Source organism: Paenibacillus donghaensis, assembly GCF_002192415.1.
In the GTDB taxonomy this organism is placed as follows: domain Bacteria; phylum Bacillota; class Bacilli; order Paenibacillales; family Paenibacillaceae; genus Paenibacillus_AQ; species Paenibacillus_AQ donghaensis.
In genome coordinates this window covers 4368122-4384524 of the sequence record NZ_CP021780.1, presented here as the reverse complement: position 1 = coordinate 4384524, position 16403 = coordinate 4368122, and the positions used below count along the sequence as shown (strand labels likewise).

The following is a 16403-nucleotide window of genomic DNA, read 5'->3' as shown; positions in this document are numbered from 1 at the left end:
TGGGGAAATGATCGTTATGTATAATGCGGCAACTCAGGGCAAGACACAAAGGCCGCCCGGAAAACAATCCAAGAACAGGCAGGTTAAGATGAAAAAATTCAAATTTGGCGAGATAAAAATAAAAAAGGTAGACCCTGCGCAGCTTACAGACCGTCTGCTACTTCTGAATCTTTATATTACACAAGGGCTTACCTTAATTATCGGCTTGATATGGATTTTATTTCAGAAAAGAAATCCGTTTCACGTATTAAATTTCCCTGAAAACGTACAATTTGTGGCGTGGGGGCTTGGTTTGGCAGGCGTTATGCTGATTGTGGACTTTTTATTAACCTATGTAATACCGGAAGACAGCATGGATGACGGCGGCATCAACGAGCTGTTATTCGGCAATCGGCCGGTCTGGCATATAGTGTTTATTGCCGCACTGGTGGCGGTATGTGAGGAGCTGCTCTTCCGCGGAGCTATACAATATGCGTTTGGACCTTATTGGACCAGCATTTTATTTGCCGTAATTCACGTCCGCTACCTGCGTCATTTCGTCCCGACAGGCTGGGTGTTCCTGAGCAGCTATGGCCTGGGTTATATTTACATTATATCCGGTACTCTCTGGGCCCCGATTCTGTGCCATTTCTTCATCGATCTATTCTCGGGCCTTGTGATCCGTTACCGGAGGCAGTCATGAGTGAGCAGCTAAGCCGGGTCAAATCCCGCCAGAAACAGTATAATCGCCAAACGCCACCAGCTGTCAAAGAAAAAAAAGTAGCCGCGCAGACTGCCGTGACGAAGCAGCAGGCTCCGGCCCAGCCGTCGCGGCGGGCAACCGCTTCTGCGGGCTTATCACGCAAAGTCCGTCTTGACGCCGCACAAAAACAGGCGGGCAGCACAGTAAGCGAAGGGGAGAATGTGCCGTCCCGCACCAAAACCTATAATACAGACCGTTTCCGTTTTAGCAAAATATTTGTAAATTCCCTGATTGCCCTGTTTGTGGTGCTGCTGCTCTTTTTACTCTACTGGGGGCTGATCGGGGCGCCGGATCTGAAGGATTTATGGTGACGGGCCTGCTGCTCATGGCCGGATTCGTTCTGCTGCTTGCCGCAGTTGTAATCGGTGCAGTAATGGTGGCGGAAGCCTTCGGCAAACAGATTATTGCCGAGGAAATAGTTCTGTATTCGCTGCCTGAAGCCTTGGACGGATTTCGCATCCTGTTTATATCCGATATTCACCGCCGTACTCTTCCGGCCGCCATGCTGTCTTCCCTTGGACATGTGGATGCCGTATTTCTCGGCGGCGATCTCACGGAGAGGAACAGTCCACTTGAACGTCTAAGAATGAATATGAAACTGGTTACCTCCATTGCTCCTACTTATGCAGTCCACGGCAATCATGATTACCGCGCCGATATTGGCAAGGTCGATGATATAATCCACAGCAGCGGAGCAGTGCTGCTGCGGGACCGGAACACAGTAATTGAGCACGGCGGTGGGCAGCTGTGGCTGACCGGGGTAGACTTCCCCGCCACAGGGGGGAAGAAGGGCTACGCTCCATTGCCGCCGCTTCCGCCAGGCAGTGAAGGCAGCTGCCGGATTATTCTGGTCCATGATCCGTTGTGGCTGTCAGAGCGCGGGCCACAGCCTGCCAATCTGATCCTGGCCGGGCATACGCACGGAGGGCAGGTGGTCCTGCCCTTTATCGGCCACGGTCATGTGGACAACTTCTACCGTACCTATAATGCAGGCTGGTATGAATGGCCACAGGTCGGTGCTGCCGGTGCCAGAGCGCAGCTGCTGATCAGCCGCGGCTTCGGTACCGCGCATCTCCCGCTGCGCTGGGGCAGTCCGGCCGAAATGCATGTCCTTACGCTACGTTGTCCACAGGACTGAATAGGGCACCGGGTGTGTGCGTAAGGCAGTTTATGATAATGAATGCCAAAAAGAGGTATCCGGCCGCAGATGCGGAGGATACCTCTTTGACATGAACTTCACTTTATTATGAACTTCACTGCAATGTTTAACGCATCTTCAACTCAATGCTGCGCGGATCTACGAAGCTGTAGCCTTTGCCTTCGAGCGTGGTCAGCAGTTGGTCCAGCCCGTCCACTGTCCACTGCAGCTCATGCATCAGGATGTTACTGCCGGAATGCAGCTGGTCGGTCACATTGCTGATCAGCTTCTCCGTTTTGTTGCTGTCCGTTTCTTTCATTTCCCAGTCCAGGGATCCAACAGACCAATTCATATAGAGCATATTGTTCTCGGCTGCCACTTTCTTGCCGACATCTCCGCCAGCGCCGTGCGGCGGCCGGAAGAAGTTGGGGGCTTCACCTGTGACTTCCTTAACGATCGTCTGCACATCCTCGATCTGCTTCTTCACTTCGGCGTAGGATTTATCCTTCAGCACAATATGATCCCAGCTGTGATTGCCAAGAATGCCGCCGCGCTCATGGATCAGTTTCAACAGCTCAGGATGCTCCTTGACCCGGTAGCCGTTGACAAAAAAAATCGCTTTCGCCTTGTGCTTGTCCAGAATATCCATCAGCGGATTGATCATGGCCGCATCCTTGGGACCGTCATCAAAGGTCAGCAGAACGACCTTCTTATTGGTGCCTTCTTCATTGGGGACAATATCATAATTCTTGTTCATATGGTACAGCAGCGGAACTTCCTCATTGGCAGCCGCTACGGCTTCCTGTGCCTGCGCTGTTGCCTGCGCTGTTGCCTGTGGCGCAAGCGATGCGGCAGGGGCTTGTGTAGCTGCAGGAGCAGCGCTCTGCGGAGCCGCTGTAGCCTCAATCATTGGTGTGGCAGTCGCAGTGGACTGGTTATCCGCTTCCTGCGCCTGACTGTTGTTCGCATCTCCACTGTTGCTGCAAGCAGACAGCAAGAGGGTAGCGAGCAGCAGCACAGATGTCATTTTACCCACTTTTTTCATCTCTCTTTCCTGTGATTAGATTGTATGAGCCGGAATCTTTCAGAGAACACTAGACATGATTTTACCATACAAGGAGGTTAGAAATATGAATACTTCGTCATTTCTATGCGGAGTGGTATTAGGTGCCGCAGCCAGCATGATGATGTCCAAGAAACGCGGCAACATGATGTCCTCGCTGGGACAATCCGGAGGCTCGATGGGCTCCGCAGCAGATAAAGCCAAGGACAAGATTATGGGCATGGCCATGACCGGATTCGGCAGCACAGCATCTTCGGGAGAGGATACCCACAGCAAAAAGTCTCATGCCGTGGATAACGGGCACAAAGATGAAACACTGCTGAAATCGAAGGAGTCCAACCTCAGTATGCTGAAGGATTTCATCCGCAGCAACCCTGATGTGAAAAACGAAGTGGAGCAGATTCTCAAGGAAACACATACGTCCATACCTGGATTGTAAACGCAAAGGGTTGCAGCAGAATCATTTTGGGGGTGTAACTGTCCGCAAAATGATTCTTTTTATTGAAATTCATGTGGTTTCCAATTGGATATTTATTTGCGTGCATTTACGGCGGCAAAATGATAACATACATACATAGTAACCATTTTTGGCTCATTACTCAGGACTCATCATACATTATAATAAATGAGCTTGCAAAAGGAGGATCCTGTCATGAGAATAGAGCGATTAAGTCAAGATAAGATACGGATTTTCCTCACTTTTGACGACCTGAGCGAGCGGGGCATCCAGAAGGAAGATATGTGGCAGGAGGTTCCCAAGGTGCACGACCTCTTCACAGAAATGATGGACCAGGCTTACAGTGAGCTTGGCTTTGATGCTACAGGTCCATTGGCTGTGGAAGTGTTCGCATTGCCCGCGCAAGGCATGGTCGTTATTGTGACCCGAGGGAAATATGATCACCATCAATACGGCGCTTCAGGAGAAGAAGAATTGCCAGAAGAGATTTATGAAATGGAAGTTACTCTTGAACAAAGCGACTCCATTGTATATGCATTCCGCGATTTTGAGGTTTTGATTGAAGCGGCCCATGTGCTCATCGGCAATATTACTTCCTTGGGGAAACTGTATTCTTATAATGATAAGTGGTATCTATACTTCGATCCGAAGGAGTTTGAAGAGGGCGCATTGTCCGGACTAGTCGGTGTGCTTGCGGAATTCGGGGATTCCTCGCCAGTTACGGAAGCTGTGCTGGAAGAGTACGGTAAGACAGTCATGGCGGAGAACGCCATAGAACTGCTGTGCACGCACTTTAAACGTCAGGAATAAGGAATGGCAGGGCTGGCAGGCTTGAACCGCTGTTCGGCCCTGCTGTTTGCATTACAGATTGAGATGAAAGTGTCTTAGCGGCATAGGGAGGTTTTTCGGTGCTTTTGTTATCGGTTATTTCGTCGGCAGTGGCGCCGGGACTTGCTCTGCTGACCTTCTTTTATCTGAAAGACAAGTATGACCAGGAGCCGCTTCATATGGTTATGAAGGTGTTCCTGCTGGGCCTGCTGATTGTTTTTCCTGTAATGATTATTCAGAGAGGTCTGATGCTTGGCCTGGAAGGCGGTCCTTATGTAGAATCGTTTCTGATTTCGGCTGGTGTCGAGGAGTGTCTGAAGTGGTTTGTGCTGTACCATATGGTTTACAACCATACTGAATTTGACGAGCCTTATGATGGAATACTATATGCCGTAGCGATTTCGCTCGGCTTCGCAACCATAGAGAATGTAATGTATGCCTGGTACAGTCAAGCTTCTATCGGCACGATGTTTGTCAGAGCACTGCTTCCCGTTTCGGGACACGCCATGTTTGGAGTCATCATGGGTTACCATATGGGCCGAGCTAAGTTCTCCAAGGGTGCCAAGACCAGGAGAACGCTTGCTCTTTCCCTGCTGCTGCCGCTGCTGTGGCACGGAATCTATGATTTCATCCTCTCGACCATGACGATTTACTGGATTTGGTTCATCGTTCCGTTGATGGCGCTGCTGTGGTACGGGGGCATGGGCAAGGTGGCCAGGGCCAACAGCCGCTCGCCGTTCCGTTTCTTGAAACGTGAGGAAGAGGTTAACCTCTAATCCAAATGGACACACTTATATCCGAAGGGTAGTTCCGCATGCAGGAATTCCAGAGAGGAGAGAGGGTGTCTTTTTTGCGTGTTAAGATTCGAATTATTTGCAAGCAGTGCGGTGAAACCTACATATTGAGAGGCAGCAAGGAGCAGGGTGTAATCCAGACCGGATTCAAGCAATGCCTGTGCAATAGCAGCAGCGGATTTGAGATCGAAGAACGCTACTGACGACCTGCGAGCAAGATTTACAGGGCAACCCAGTGCATAAGTCTTCCTGGTTATTGTCAAACTAACGGCAATTAGCTACCGAAAGGAGATTTGTTGCCCTATGTACAAAAGATTAAGTGCGATCATGTTCCCGCTTGCCACCTTGCTGCTGATTGGAGCGCTGGTTTGGGGTTATCAGGAGAATCAGGAGAAAAATTCGATTCTGATCAAGGCCGAGAACCAGTACCAGCGGGCCTTCCACGACTTGTCGTACCATGTGGAGCGGCTGCACGGGGAACTGGGAAATACGCTTGCGGTGCATACCGCAGCCAGCGGAATGCACCGCAAGGGGCTGGTGAATGTGTGGCGCCTGACCAGTGAAGCGCAGAATGAGATTAACCAGCTGCCGCTGACCCTGCTGCCATTTAGTGAGACGGAAGAATTCCTCTCCAAGATCGCGAATTTCTCTTATAAGGCTGCTGTCCGCGATTTCAACAAGCAGCCGCTGTCCGAGGCCGAAATGGCCAATCTGATGACCCTTTATAAGGACTCGGGTGAAATCTCGAAGGATCTGCAGGATGTTCAGAACAAGGTAATCAGCAATCGGCTGCGTTGGATGGATGTGGAGACAGCGCTGGCTACAGAAGAGAAGGCGGAGGACAACACTATTATCGACGGCTTTAAAACGGTGGACAAGCGTGTAGCAGCCTATCCAGAGCTGGATTGGGGCCCATCCGTCGCCAGTATTTATGACAAGCGTTCGGTCAAGAAGCTGGGGGCACTCCGGTAACTGCCGAGGATGTGAAGCGCAAAGCCCGCAAATTCGCGGAAGCCGGCCCGGAAGCCCGCATTGAGATCAAGGAAAACGGCAAAGGCACCGAATGGGCTTCGTATACGGCGACAGTCAGCGGCGCTAAGAACAAGCCGGCGCTCAGTATGGATTTCACCAGAGAAGGCGGGCTGCTGATCTCTTACAGCGACAGCCGCGAGGTGGGGCCGGCCAAAGTATCCATGGAACAGGCGGTAGCGAAGTCACAGGAATTCCTGAAGCAGAAAGGATATCCCAACATGACGGCCGTCAATGCAGACCGGTTCGATAATATGGGCAATCTCACTTTTGTGACAAGCCAGGACGGTGTGCTGATCTATCCCGAGAAAATGACGCTTCGAGTCGGTCTGGACACCGGGGAGCCTACCGGCTTTCAGGCCAGCGATTACGTCCGCCAGCATAAGGACAACCGGGAGCTGCCGAAACCGGCGCTAACCTCCGCGCAGGCAGAGAAATTCCTCAATCCGAAGCTCAAAATTCTGTATCAACGGCTTGCCTGGATTGAGAATGAGGATGCTGCAGAAGTGCTGACCTATGAATACGGCGGAACTATCAACGGGTCCCAGTACCGGATTTATCTGAATGCCGAGGATGGGCATGAGGAAGCGGTGGAGGAGATCAGGACTTCTACCGGGGGAAAGGATAAGAAATAATCGAAGTGCGAAGCAGGGAGCGCCAATTAAGGGTGTTCTCTGCTTTTTTATTGCAAGGCAAGGGAAATTTTTCTCGCCCGCTTATAAAACGCCATGCTATAATCAATGTTAGCATAATCACTATACGAGCTGGCGGTGACATCTTTGTATCCCAAAATCAATGAGTATCTATACATACAGGTTGCGTCTAGCGACGACGCTGAGGCAGAAGTGGAATATAAATCAAGAATTGCGGAGAACGAGGACGAAGCTTTTTGGATTGAAGTTCCAATACAAGAGAGCAATGGTCGACTCAAAAAGCTGTTCATAGGGGATGAGCTTTCTGTATATTTCATTACGGAAGGTGGGATCAAGAATTATTTCAACACGCATGTGCTGGGGTTCAAGGAAGATGTAATTCGCATGGTGCGTGTCAACAAGCCTGCTGCCGAATCGATCTTCAAGATCCAGAGACGAAGCTTCTTCCGTGTGAATGCTGAACTGGAGCTGGCGGTCAGAGACAAGCTAGGAAACCGTTTCCTGGTTCGTACCGACGACATCGGCGGCGGCGGAACCTCGTTTCTGACAGATGGCAAAGTAAAGCTTGAAGTTGGCTGTAAGCTGTTCTGCTGGGTGCTGCTGCCCTATCGCAACGGGAGCACGGAGCATGTCAATTTCGAAGGTGAAATCGTCCGCATCAAGACACTGGAGAACGGGCGCAATCTGGTGATGCTGAAATTTGCCGCTATTTCCGATTCGGAGCGCCAGAAAATTATCCGCTTCTGCTTCGAGCGCCAGTTTGATTTCCGCAACCGCTGATATTTTTCCTTCTATTTCTCGCAGAAATGGATGCCGCCTCTTACAGAGGACGGCGAAACCGTTTCTTCTTACCGTGTGAACAGTCTATGCTGTTTTGCACTGAAGCGTATTCTGTGGTATAATTTTATAAGTCGCAGGCAATGCCTGCTTTTTTCTTGATAATATCAGTAAGCATACACAATTTGTGTGTGCTTACTGATATTGCAGGAACCAGCCACTGTGTTTCGGTGGGCAGGCTTCCCGATTGATGAAGAGTGTTTGAGGAGGTAATGCCCCGTTGGATAGGCAGGGTACACATACTTACGAGAGATTTAACGTCGCCATCGACGGACCTGCCGGGGCAGGTAAGAGCACAGTAGCCCGCTTGGTCGCCCGGAAGCTGTCTTACATCTATGTCGATACCGGAGCCATGTACCGGGCCATAACCTGGTATATGATTCGGAAAGGAATTTCCTATCTGGATGAGGAGCAAGTGGACCAGGTTGTCCGCGACCTCATGATTGAGCTTATTCCTGAACAGGATGTGCAGAAGGTGCTGATCAATGGGGAAGATATTACTCCGCATATCCGCAGTCTACAGGTCAGCGGCCAGGTGTCGCAGTATTCGAAACTGAAGGGTGTCAGAACCAGACTGAGCGATCTGCAGCGCGAAATGGCGCTCCGCAAAGGCGTGGTGATGGATGGCCGCGATATCGGTACGACCGTGCTGCCGGATGCCGAAGTGAAGATTTTCATGACGGCAAGTGTTGAGGAACGGGCTCTCCGCCGTTACAATGAGCTGAGAGATGCGGAACAGGTTACGCTTCAGCAGCTTGAACATGATATCGCAGAGCGGGACCGTCTGGATGAAGGGCGGGAGATTTCTCCGCTGCGCCGTGCCGAAGATGCCATTCTTCTGGATACGACGTTTATGGATATCAATCAGGTTGTGGAGGCCATTGTGTCCCATTGCAGAACTCATGTGGACGAGGAGAGAAATCATTTATGATTTATGTAATTTGCCGGGGTTTGCTTCGCTTGATTTATGCCATTGTTTACCCGCTGAATATCGTGGGCAAAGAGAATGTGCCGAAGGAGGGCGGGGTGCTGCTGTGCGCCAACCATTTAAGTCTGCTGGATCCCATGACCATTGGGATTAAGCTGGACCGCCAGGTAAAGTACATGGCCAAGGCGGAGCTGTTCAAGGTTCCTGTTCTGGGCTGGCTCATCAAGAAAGTGGGCGCTTTTCCTGTGAAGCGTGGAGGCGTAAGCAAAGAATCCATTAAGACGGCTCTTAATACGCTCCGCGGCGGCAATGTCATGGGTATTTTCCCGGAAGGCACCAGGAATTCTGATGCCGGCGTTGCCAAGAAGGGTGCAGCGAGCTTCGCATTGCGCAGCGGCGCTGCCGTTATACCGGCTGCTATTATCGGTCAGTACAAGCCCTTCCGCCGAATGACTGTTGTTTACGGCGCTCCCGTCGATCTCAGCGCGTTCGAAGGCGCAGGCAGTGACTCTTTGGAGGCCGTCACCGATGTTATCATGGGACGCATCCGCGAGATGATCGCTACCGGCAAGCCAAGTGCGAGCTAGAAGTAGCGGTAGGCTGTTAGAACATACTATTATGAAATTACACATGCTTTTATTTAGAGTTATGGATTGTTTTGAACTCTGCTATGCGCGGGTTTAAATAAATGGGGTTTTGAATCGAGGAGGGTAATCACATGTCTGAGGAAACTAGAAATCAGGAAGCTGCGGATAACGTTGAGAATAACGAAACCGTAGAAGCAACGGAAACTGTGGAAGCCACTGTGCCAGCTGCAGAAGAAGCCGTTGCCGGTAACGAAGAAGAAGTGACGAACCAGGCTGATCTGGAAATCATGACTTTGAAAAAAGGCGATACCGTGAAAGGAACAATCGTCAAAATTGAAGATAACCAGGCTTATGTAAGCATTGGATATAAATACGACGGTGTGATTCCGATCCGCGAGCTGTCCTCCGTACAACTGGACAACGCGGCTTCCGCGGTGGAAGTAGGACAAGAAGTGGAATGCAAAGTGGTTAGCATCAACGACAACAAGGAAAGCCTGGTTCTTTCCAAACGTGCCGTTGACAGCGAGAAATCATGGGAAGATCTGGAGAAGTATTTTGCTTCCCAGGAAGCTTTCGAAGTTACCGTTGCCGATGTAGTCAAAGGCGGTCTGGTAGCTGATGTTGGCGCGCGCGGATTTATCCCTGCGTCCATGGTTGAGCGTCATTTCGTAGAAGACTTCAGTGATTACAAAGGCCGTACCCTGCGTGTTAAGGTGAAAGAACTTGACCGTGAGAACAGCAAAGTAATCCTGTCCGCTAAAGAAGTGCTCGAAGAAGAATTCGAAGCTAACAAGCTGAAGATTATGGCCGAGCTCTCCGAAGGACAGATTATCGAAGGTACTGTGCAACGTCTGACTCAATTCGGCGCATTCGTTGATGTTGGCGGAGTGGACGGATTGGTGCATGTCTCCGAAATCGCTTGGAACCATGTGGAGAAACCATCCGATGTGGTCTCCGAAGGTGACAAGGTTCGTGTTAAAGTATTGAAGGTTGACCCTGAGAAGGGCAAAATCAGCCTCAGCATCAAAGCGGCTGCTCCAGGTCCTTGGGATTCCGCTTCCGGCAAGATCAACATTGGCGATGTAGTAACAGGCGAAGTTAAACGTCTGGTCAACTTCGGCGCATTCGTTGAACTGCTTCCTGGTGTAGAAGGCCTCGTGCACATCTCCCAGATCTCCCACAAGCACATCGCAACTCCTCATGAAGTGCTTAAAGAAGGTCAAGAAGTGCAGGTTAAAGTCTTGGACTTCAACCCGTCCGAGAAACGTGTCAGCCTGAGCATCAAGGAAACTGAAGAAGCTCCGGCTCCTTCGGCCAGACCTGAAAGAAGCAGCAACAACAGAGACAGAGCACCTAAAGAAGTGCTGAACAACCCTAACGTATCGCTTAGCAACGAAGGCCTCAGCTTCACGCTGGCTGAACGTTTCGGCGACAAGTTGGATAAGTTCAAGGGAAACAACTAATCCCTTTCTGAAACTTTGAAGTTATACGGGTAAAGTAATCGGCGAACCCTCGTGATCGAGGGTTCGCCGATTGTGTTTTAAAAAGCTATGGATGGTTAGCTAAGTTTAATTTTTTTTGCTATGATGAGTAGCGTAAGAAAGACAGGAGGAATGGAATATGGCAAGACCCGTTGTGGCAATTGTCGGCAGGCCTAACGTCGGGAAATCGACGATCTTTAATCGGCTGATTGGCGACAGATTGGCCATTGTTGAGGATAAGCCGGGAATTACACGTGACCGGATTTACGGAATTTCGGACTGGAACGGTAAGTCCTTTAGTGTAATTGATACCGGAGGTATTGAGATTGACGGTGAGGATGCAATTCTGAAATCAATCCGTATTCAGGCGGAGCTGGCGATTGAAGAAGCGGATGTCATCATCTTTATGTGTGACGCGAAGAGCGGACTGACGAACTCGGACGAAGAAGTCGCACAACTGCTGTTCCGTTCAGGTAAGCCTATTGTACTAGCCATCAATAAGGTGGACAACATGAGACGTTCGGATGACATTTATGAATTCTACAGTCTAGGCTTCGGTGAACCGTTCGGAATTTCGGGAAGCCATGGCACAGGGCTTGGCGATATGCTTGATGCGGTCGTTGAGCGTCTGCCCGAGAAGACGGATGATGAATATGATGAAGATGTGATTCGTGTGGCTCTGATCGGCCGTCCGAATGTAGGTAAATCGTCGCTGGTAAACGCGATTCTGGGCGAAGAACGCGTAATTGTCAGCGAAGTCGCCGGAACTACGCGGGACGCGATAGATACTCCTTTTGAACGGGATGGCCAGCGGTATGTACTGATTGATACTGCAGGTATGCGCAAACGCGGCAAGGTGTACGAGAACATCGAGAAATACAGCGTCATGCGGGCCATGCGGGCAATCGAACGTGCCGATGTGGTGCTGGTTGTGATCAACGGTGAGGAAGGCATTATCGATCAGGATAAGCATATCGCCGGTTACGCCCATGAAGCGGGCAAAGCATCTATCTTTGTGGTGAACAAATGGGATGCCGTCGAGAAGGATGACAAGACGATGCAGAATTTTGAGACTAAGGTACGGGATCATTTCCTCTTTATGAGCTATGCTCCGGTGGTCTTCCTCTCGGCATTGACCAAACAGCGTCTGCAGAAGTTGCTGCCGGTTGTTCAGCATGTCTCACAGCAGCATGCGCTGCGGATTACAACCCATCTGGTCAACGATGTGGTGTCCGATGCGATTGCAATCAATCCTCCGCCGACGGATAAAGGCCGCCGTCTGCGTATTAACTACGTAACCCAGGTTGCGGTTAAACCGCCGACCATTGTCGTTTTTGTCAATGACCCGTCTCTGATGCATTTCTCCTATGAACGTTATCTGGAGAACAAGATCCGTGCGGCGTTTAATTTCGAAGGAACACCTATCCGCCTCTTTACACGGCGTAAATCCGAAAACGAAAGTTAGGGGAGAAGTAGTGTGGCGCTTGAAGTTCTGGTTATAGTTGTAAGCTATTTGCTGGGCTCGGTCAGCTTCAGTATGCTGTTTGCCAGGCTGTTTAAGGGAATTGATATCCGCCAATATGGAAGCGGCAATGCAGGCGCTACCAATACACTGCGCGTTCTGGGCAAGGGGCCAGCTGTACTGGTCCTTGTCCTGGATGTCCTGAAGGGGGTCGCGGCCGTCTGGCTGGGCACCTTGGTGGGCGGCTGGGACAGCTGGCCTGCGGCGCTCTGCGGAATTGCCGCCATTATCGGGCATAATTGGCCGCTTTATTTTCATTTCCGCGGCGGGAAGGGCATTGCCACAACCATCGGAGTGATGGCTACTCTCTGCTTATGGCCTGCACTGCTTGCTGGTGTCATCGCCATCCTGTCTATCGTATTCACCCGTTATGTGTCGCTCGGTTCCTTAATTTTTGTGGCGCTGACTCCGGTAGCACTGCTGCTTACAGGCTTTGCGGCGCCGGTGCTCTGGGCCAGCCTTATTATTGCGGTATTCGCCTTCTGGCGGCACCGCAGCAATATTGTGAAGATTGTGGAAGGCCGGGAGAACAAGCTCGGCTCCAAAGCCAAAGGGGGAGAACGTGTTGTCTGATAAGGTCACTGTACTTGTCGCAGGCAGCTGGGGAACCGCATTGGCCAGTGTGCTCGCGGCTAACCATGCAGAAGTGCAGCTATGGACGCGCAACTCTGAGCAGGCGGCTGAAATCAATGCTTTACATACCAATGAACATTATTTGCCGGGTATTAAGCTGCCTGCCAATCTATTCGCTACTACTGACATGGAAACGGCTGTAGACGGCTCCAAAGCCGTTGTAATTGTGGCCCCTTCTTCTGCCATGCGGCAGGTGGCCCGCAGCCTGAAGCCCTTCTGGAAGGATGATATGCTCTGTATTCATGCCACCAAGGGTTTCGAAACCGAAACGATGAAGCGCATGTCCACCGTGATTTCCGAGGAGCTGGGCTGTCGTGAAGGGCAGGTTGTCGTGCTCTCCGGTCCCAGCCATGCGGAGGAGGTTGTACGCCTGTGTCCAACAACCGTAGTAGTGGCTTCGCCGGAGGATAAGCTGGCGGCTGCAGCTCAGGAGCTATTTATCAACAATGATTTCCGTGTCTACACGAACCGGGATCAGGTAGGGGTGGAACTGGCCGGCGCGCTGAAGAATATTATTGCCCTTGGTGCAGGACTCTCCGATGGCCTTGGCTTCGGAGACAATGCCAAGGCGGCGCTGCTTACCCGTGGGCTGGCTGAAATCTCCAGGGTTGGCGTGGAGCTTGGCGCCAATCCTTTAACCTTCGCCGGACTGGCCGGAATCGGCGACCTTGTCGTAACCGCAACCAGCCAGCACAGCCGCAACTGGCGCGCAGGCTCCCTGCTGGGACAAGGCAAACCGCTGCCGGAGGTGCTGGAGTCGATGGGCATGGTAGTAGAGGGTATCCGCACGACGGAAGCGGCATATGCCATCTCGCTGAAGCTTGGTGTGCAGATGCCAATAACCGACCAGATCTACCATGTGCTCTTCAAGGGCCGAACCCCGCGCAGCGCGGTGGAAGCCTTGATGGGCCGGGACCGCAAGACGGAGATGGAGAATATCTCTCAGGAAACCTGGGAGCAGTGGCATTCCTGATCCCGGTCACCTTTTTCCGTAAATCCTCATATGCTGAGTTTGGGGACTTACGGAGGAGGGATGAGAATGAGCAGAGATTTTTCCAAGGACGCACTGAATGCAATCAACAAAAAAACAGGGAAGAACATTTCCGAAGGCGCCATCAAAAAGCTGGCCGGAACGGTCAAGCCGGGAACCACACAGAACGAGGCCCAGCTCCGCCAGTTGATTAAACAGGTGTCATCAATGGCTAAAGTACCGGTCAGCGAAGCTACCGTGCAGGAGATCGTCAATGCCGTCAAAAAAGGCGGCGCAGGCGCAGGCACGATAGAGTCATTAATGAAAATGATGCTGAAAAAATAGTTCTGCCACGCGCAGGTGGCATGTGAAGGGCATGGCCCATGGAATCCGGCGGATTCCATGGGTTTTTGCTCTTTTTGTGCGTGATCTGCCCATAATTCATGGTATAATAAGCCCTATAAATTACAGCTCTCTAGGAGGTTTGACCATGGATCCGATGGCTAAGATGTGGCTGTCCCTGATTGCAATTCTTGTGATGGGGTTGTCGGTGTTCCTGATTACCTTTGCCCGCAGCAGAACGAAGGGTCTGCTCAGAGGGGTGCTGTCTGTCGTAGCTTTTATTATCATGCTGATCGGTTTGCTGGGCGGGGCGGCCTCTATTATGTAAGCAGTTACAGAGCATATAGTTCAGCCTAATCCAGATACAAATTGCTGAAATGAGGCGCAGATCCAATGGCCAGAGCCGGGATATCAAGTGAACTGGGAAAAGCGTTAGGCCGGGTTACAGAGTTGTTAAGCTTAAACGGACGGGAGGAGCGGCCGGTATGGCTGCTTGGGGGCAGCTGCAGCCTGGCGCTGCAGCAGGTACCGCTGCAGGCAGCACCTAGGGATGTTGATCTGTATGCAGAGCTTGCCGCTGCGAAACCTCTTCATGAGGCGCTTAGCGACTTCGCCTTGGGCGAGCCAGAGGAGGACTTCAGCAGAGGCTGCTATTCGCTGATCAGCCGGTACCGGATAGAAGAAACGGCCGTCGAACTAATCTGCGGCTTCCGCATGAACTATGGCGGAAGTCAATACATTGTGGATACCGGCAGCCTGCTGCCGCATGCTCCGCTCCTGCAGCTCACGGAAGGCGGCCAGGTCCGCCTGATGCCGTTGGCACACGAATTTCTATTCAACGCCATCCGCGGCAGAGCAGACCGCTACGAGCGGATTGCCGCAGTTATGCGCAAGGATGCAGGCCGGCATCTTCCGCTGCTGCAGAGTCTAGTGCAGCGCAATGGGCTGGAAGCGGCCTTTGCCCTGCAGCTGGATGAGTGGCTGCAGGCTCCCTTGTCGCAAGCCAAATCAGGTTGAGGAGAGGAATAACACCATGAAACCGCATAAAGGATGTACTGTAATCTTCCAGCCCTCCGGCCGTCAGGCAACGGTGTCCCGGGGCGTATCCGTACTGGAGGCTGCGCGCAAGGCCGGAGTGAATATAGCGACCCGCTGCGGCGGCAAAGCCGGCTGCCTGATGTGCAAGGTAACGGTTGAAGCCGGCGAGGCTTCTGCCGTACAGCCTCCAGGCGATGTGGAGCGCCGCAAGCTGGGAAGCACACTGAACACAGGCATTCGCCTAGCCTGCCAGGCTGCCGTCTGGAGCGATGTGACTGTCCAGGTTCCCGAAGACCCTTTGAAGGCGGCTGTGCGCCGTAAGCTGGAAGCAGCACGCCGTGGAGAAGAAGATGAGCTGTGGTAAGCCATCGATGCTGTAAGGAGGCCTGACAGAATGAAGACACCCGTGAGTCTACGCACGTTTCCCGGCAGTAGAGTGCTGCTGGTGTTGTTTCTGGCCGCTATGCTTTCCGGTTGCATGTATCCAGGACCGGAGAGCCGGAAGACACCGGGAAAGGCTTACCGAGAGAGCATAAACCGTGTACAGGCCGCAGTGGAGGCCTATCAGGAGGAGGAGGGCGTGCTGCCGATTCTTAATGCCAGCCAGGATACGCCTAGATACGAGAAGTTCCTTGTTGATGTAGTGAAGCTTCAGCAGCAGGGTTATCTGGAGAGCATTCCGGCAGTGGCCTTTGAGCAGGGAGGCAGTGCCTATTTTCTGTTGCTCGATGAAGAAACCTCGCCTGTGGTGAAGCTTATGGATCTGGTCACCGTGCAGACCGTCAATGATGTCCAGCGGCAGGTCGACCGGTACACGAATGCCCATGGAGGAACGCCTCCAACTGCAGAACCGCTGTATCCCGGGCTGTTCAGCATTGACACAGCCAAGCTATCCGGCGGCAGTGTGAAGCTCATCAGCGTATACTCCGGCGAGCCCTTGGAGCTGATGATGGACAGCGAGGGCAAGGTGTTCGCCGACTACGCGCCGGACCTTATGCAACTGCTCGAACAGCAGGAGCCTGCTGCTTCTGCAGACCAGGACCTGCGGCCCCTGCTGGAGCAGGCCTCTTATTTCGTGCCTGTCAAATCACTGCCGTATCTCTGGATGGATGGTCAGCCGGTTCCCCAGCCCTGAATTTTTCTTCACCAATCTTCACCAAATGGTTGTTCTACTCCCGATCCCCGCTTCATATGCTTGATGAGAAAGCTTCCGGGCCTTTTGACCCGCTTCGCTGCCTACGAGCCCGCCGATTAGAAATTACAAATCAGTTTCGCGCGAAAACAGGTCATAAATTCATCCCGGATACATATGATGATACTAGTCCAAATGCATGTCCGAGCATTCGGAGTTTAGCGCGGGG

General features: G+C 51.9%; 20 protein-coding genes and 1 pseudogene. 20 read left to right on the top strand and 1 reads right to left on the bottom strand.

Translation table 11 applies throughout. The features are described 5' to 3' along the window. Positions 1-88: 88 nt before the first annotated feature. Genes B9T62_RS20230 through B9T62_RS20220 form a run of 3 tightly spaced genes read left to right on the top strand, consistent with a single transcriptional unit; the run spans position 89 to position 1880 of the window. A complete protein-coding gene (locus B9T62_RS20230; RefSeq protein ID WP_087920339.1) occupies positions 89-682 on the top strand; it encodes a CPBP family glutamic-type intramembrane protease in 594 nt (197 codons plus the stop codon). Beyond that, the gene (locus tag B9T62_RS20225) at positions 679-1053 is read left to right on the top strand and encodes a hypothetical protein (protein ID WP_087916946.1); all 375 of its coding nucleotides are present in this window, start codon (positions 679-681) and stop codon (positions 1051-1053) included. Before B9T62_RS20230 ends, B9T62_RS20225 begins: the two co-directional genes overlap by 4 nt. Beyond that, positions 1047-1880, top strand: a complete 834-nt coding sequence (locus B9T62_RS20220) for a metallophosphoesterase (protein WP_087916945.1) — start codon at positions 1047-1049, stop codon at positions 1878-1880. The genes B9T62_RS20225 and B9T62_RS20220 overlap by 7 nt, the downstream gene beginning before the upstream one ends. 127 nt (positions 1881-2007) lie before the next feature. Here the strand turns inward: B9T62_RS20220 and B9T62_RS20215 are convergent, their stop codons facing one another. Then, entirely contained in the window at positions 2008-2925 is a 918-nt protein-coding gene (locus tag B9T62_RS20215) for a polysaccharide deacetylase family protein (protein WP_342746083.1), read from the bottom strand. Positions 2926-3010: 85 nt separating this feature from the next. On the opposite strand from B9T62_RS20215, the gene B9T62_RS20210 reads away from it, so the two are divergent. The 17 genes and pseudogenes from B9T62_RS20210 (at position 3011) to B9T62_RS20135 (ending at position 16177) form a co-directional block, all read left to right on the top strand. Beyond that, on the top strand, positions 3011-3382 hold the full coding sequence (locus B9T62_RS20210) for a hypothetical protein (protein WP_087916944.1): 372 nt from the start codon (positions 3011-3013) through the stop codon (positions 3380-3382). 213 nt (positions 3383-3595) lie between these two features. Next, positions 3596-4210: a genetic competence negative regulator gene (locus B9T62_RS20205; RefSeq protein ID WP_087916943.1), complete on the top strand. Its 615-nt coding sequence runs from the start codon at positions 3596-3598 to the stop codon at positions 4208-4210. Positions 4211-4308: 98 nt separating this feature from the next. Continuing rightward, positions 4309-5004: a glutamic-type intramembrane protease PrsW gene (gene prsW / locus B9T62_RS20200; RefSeq protein WP_087916942.1), complete on the top strand. Its 696-nt coding sequence runs from the start codon at positions 4309-4311 to the stop codon at positions 5002-5004. Between the two features lie 74 nt (positions 5005-5078). Then, a complete protein-coding gene (locus B9T62_RS40025; RefSeq protein WP_169834413.1) occupies positions 5079-5225 on the top strand; it encodes a hypothetical protein in 147 nt (48 codons plus the stop codon). 100 nt (positions 5226-5325) lie between these two features. After that, positions 5326-6686: pseudogene (gene ypeB, locus B9T62_RS20195) on the top strand (germination protein YpeB). A gap of 144 nt (positions 6687-6830) precedes the next feature. Continuing rightward, positions 6831-7484: a flagellar brake protein gene (locus tag B9T62_RS20190; RefSeq protein WP_211296335.1), complete on the top strand. Its 654-nt coding sequence runs from the start codon at positions 6831-6833 to the stop codon at positions 7482-7484. A 277-nt stretch (positions 7485-7761) separates the two neighbouring features. Continuing rightward, positions 7762-8472 (top strand): (d)CMP kinase, encoded by a 711-nt coding sequence (gene cmk / locus B9T62_RS20185; RefSeq protein WP_087916940.1) that lies wholly within the window; start codon positions 7762-7764, stop codon positions 8470-8472. After that, on the top strand, positions 8469-9056 hold the full coding sequence (locus tag B9T62_RS20180) for a lysophospholipid acyltransferase family protein (RefSeq protein WP_087916939.1): 588 nt from the start codon (positions 8469-8471) through the stop codon (positions 9054-9056). Before cmk ends, B9T62_RS20180 begins: the two co-directional genes overlap by 4 nt. A gap of 131 nt (positions 9057-9187) precedes the next feature. Continuing rightward, entirely contained in the window at positions 9188-10519 is a 1332-nt protein-coding gene (rpsA, locus tag B9T62_RS20175; RefSeq protein WP_169834412.1) for a 30S ribosomal protein S1, read from the top strand. A 157-nt stretch (positions 10520-10676) separates the two neighbouring features. Beyond that, complete coding sequence (gene der / locus B9T62_RS20170; RefSeq protein ID WP_087916938.1) at positions 10677-12002, top strand: ribosome biogenesis GTPase Der; 1326 nt, start codon at positions 10677-10679, stop codon at positions 12000-12002. A 12-nt stretch (positions 12003-12014) separates the two neighbouring features. After that, positions 12015-12632: a glycerol-3-phosphate 1-O-acyltransferase PlsY gene (gene plsY, locus B9T62_RS20165; protein ID WP_087916937.1), complete on the top strand. Its 618-nt coding sequence runs from the start codon at positions 12015-12017 to the stop codon at positions 12630-12632. After that, positions 12625-13665, top strand: coding sequence for an NAD(P)H-dependent glycerol-3-phosphate dehydrogenase (locus B9T62_RS20160; protein WP_087916936.1), 1041 nt, complete (start codon positions 12625-12627; stop codon positions 13663-13665). The genes plsY and B9T62_RS20160 overlap by 8 nt, the downstream gene beginning before the upstream one ends. 66 nt (positions 13666-13731) lie before the next feature. Then, positions 13732-14007, top strand: a complete 276-nt coding sequence (locus B9T62_RS20155; protein ID WP_087916935.1) for a stage VI sporulation protein F — start codon at positions 13732-13734, stop codon at positions 14005-14007. 145 nt (positions 14008-14152) lie between these two features. Next, entirely contained in the window at positions 14153-14332 is a 180-nt protein-coding gene (locus B9T62_RS20150; protein ID WP_087916934.1) for a DUF2768 family protein, read from the top strand. 65 nt (positions 14333-14397) lie between these two features. Then, complete coding sequence (locus tag B9T62_RS20145; RefSeq protein ID WP_087916933.1) at positions 14398-15021, top strand: nucleotidyltransferase family protein; 624 nt, start codon at positions 14398-14400, stop codon at positions 15019-15021. 16 nt (positions 15022-15037) lie between these two features. Further along, on the top strand, positions 15038-15406 hold the full coding sequence (locus B9T62_RS20140) for a 2Fe-2S iron-sulfur cluster-binding protein (protein WP_087916932.1): 369 nt from the start codon (positions 15038-15040) through the stop codon (positions 15404-15406). Between the two features lie 30 nt (positions 15407-15436). After that, entirely contained in the window at positions 15437-16177 is a 741-nt protein-coding gene (locus B9T62_RS20135) for a DUF3939 domain-containing protein (RefSeq protein WP_087916931.1), read from the top strand. Positions 16178-16403 lie beyond the last annotated feature (226 nt).

Bases quoted from the DNA above. Each gene is read 5' to 3' on its own strand.
- B9T62_RS20230 (WP_087920339.1), top strand. From the start codon at position 89: ATGAAAAAATTCAAATTTGGCGAGATAAAAATAAAAAAGGTAGACCCT.
- B9T62_RS20225 (WP_087916946.1), top strand. From the start codon at position 679: ATGAGTGAGCAGCTAAGCCGGGTCAAATCCCGCCAGAAACAGTATAAT.
- B9T62_RS20220 (WP_087916945.1), top strand. From the start codon at position 1,047: ATGGTGACGGGCCTGCTGCTCATGGCCGGATTCGTTCTGCTGCTTGCC.
- B9T62_RS20215 (WP_342746083.1), bottom strand. From the start codon at position 2,925: ATGAAAAAAGTGGGTAAAATGACATCTGTGCTGCTGCTCGCTACCCTC.
- B9T62_RS20210 (WP_087916944.1), top strand. From the start codon at position 3,011: ATGAATACTTCGTCATTTCTATGCGGAGTGGTATTAGGTGCCGCAGCC.
- B9T62_RS20205 (WP_087916943.1), top strand. From the start codon at position 3,596: ATGAGAATAGAGCGATTAAGTCAAGATAAGATACGGATTTTCCTCACT.
- B9T62_RS20180 (WP_087916939.1), top strand. From the start codon at position 8,469: ATGATTTATGTAATTTGCCGGGGTTTGCTTCGCTTGATTTATGCCATT.
- rpsA (WP_169834412.1), top strand. From the start codon at position 9,188: ATGTCTGAGGAAACTAGAAATCAGGAAGCTGCGGATAACGTTGAGAAT.
- der (WP_087916938.1), top strand. From the start codon at position 10,677: ATGGCAAGACCCGTTGTGGCAATTGTCGGCAGGCCTAACGTCGGGAAA.
- B9T62_RS20155 (WP_087916935.1), top strand. From the start codon at position 13,732: ATGAGCAGAGATTTTTCCAAGGACGCACTGAATGCAATCAACAAAAAA.
- B9T62_RS20150 (WP_087916934.1), top strand. From the start codon at position 14,153: ATGGATCCGATGGCTAAGATGTGGCTGTCCCTGATTGCAATTCTTGTG.
- B9T62_RS20145 (WP_087916933.1), top strand. From the start codon at position 14,398: ATGGCCAGAGCCGGGATATCAAGTGAACTGGGAAAAGCGTTAGGCCGG.
- B9T62_RS20140 (WP_087916932.1), top strand. From the start codon at position 15,038: ATGAAACCGCATAAAGGATGTACTGTAATCTTCCAGCCCTCCGGCCGT.
- B9T62_RS20135 (WP_087916931.1), top strand. From the start codon at position 15,437: ATGAAGACACCCGTGAGTCTACGCACGTTTCCCGGCAGTAGAGTGCTG.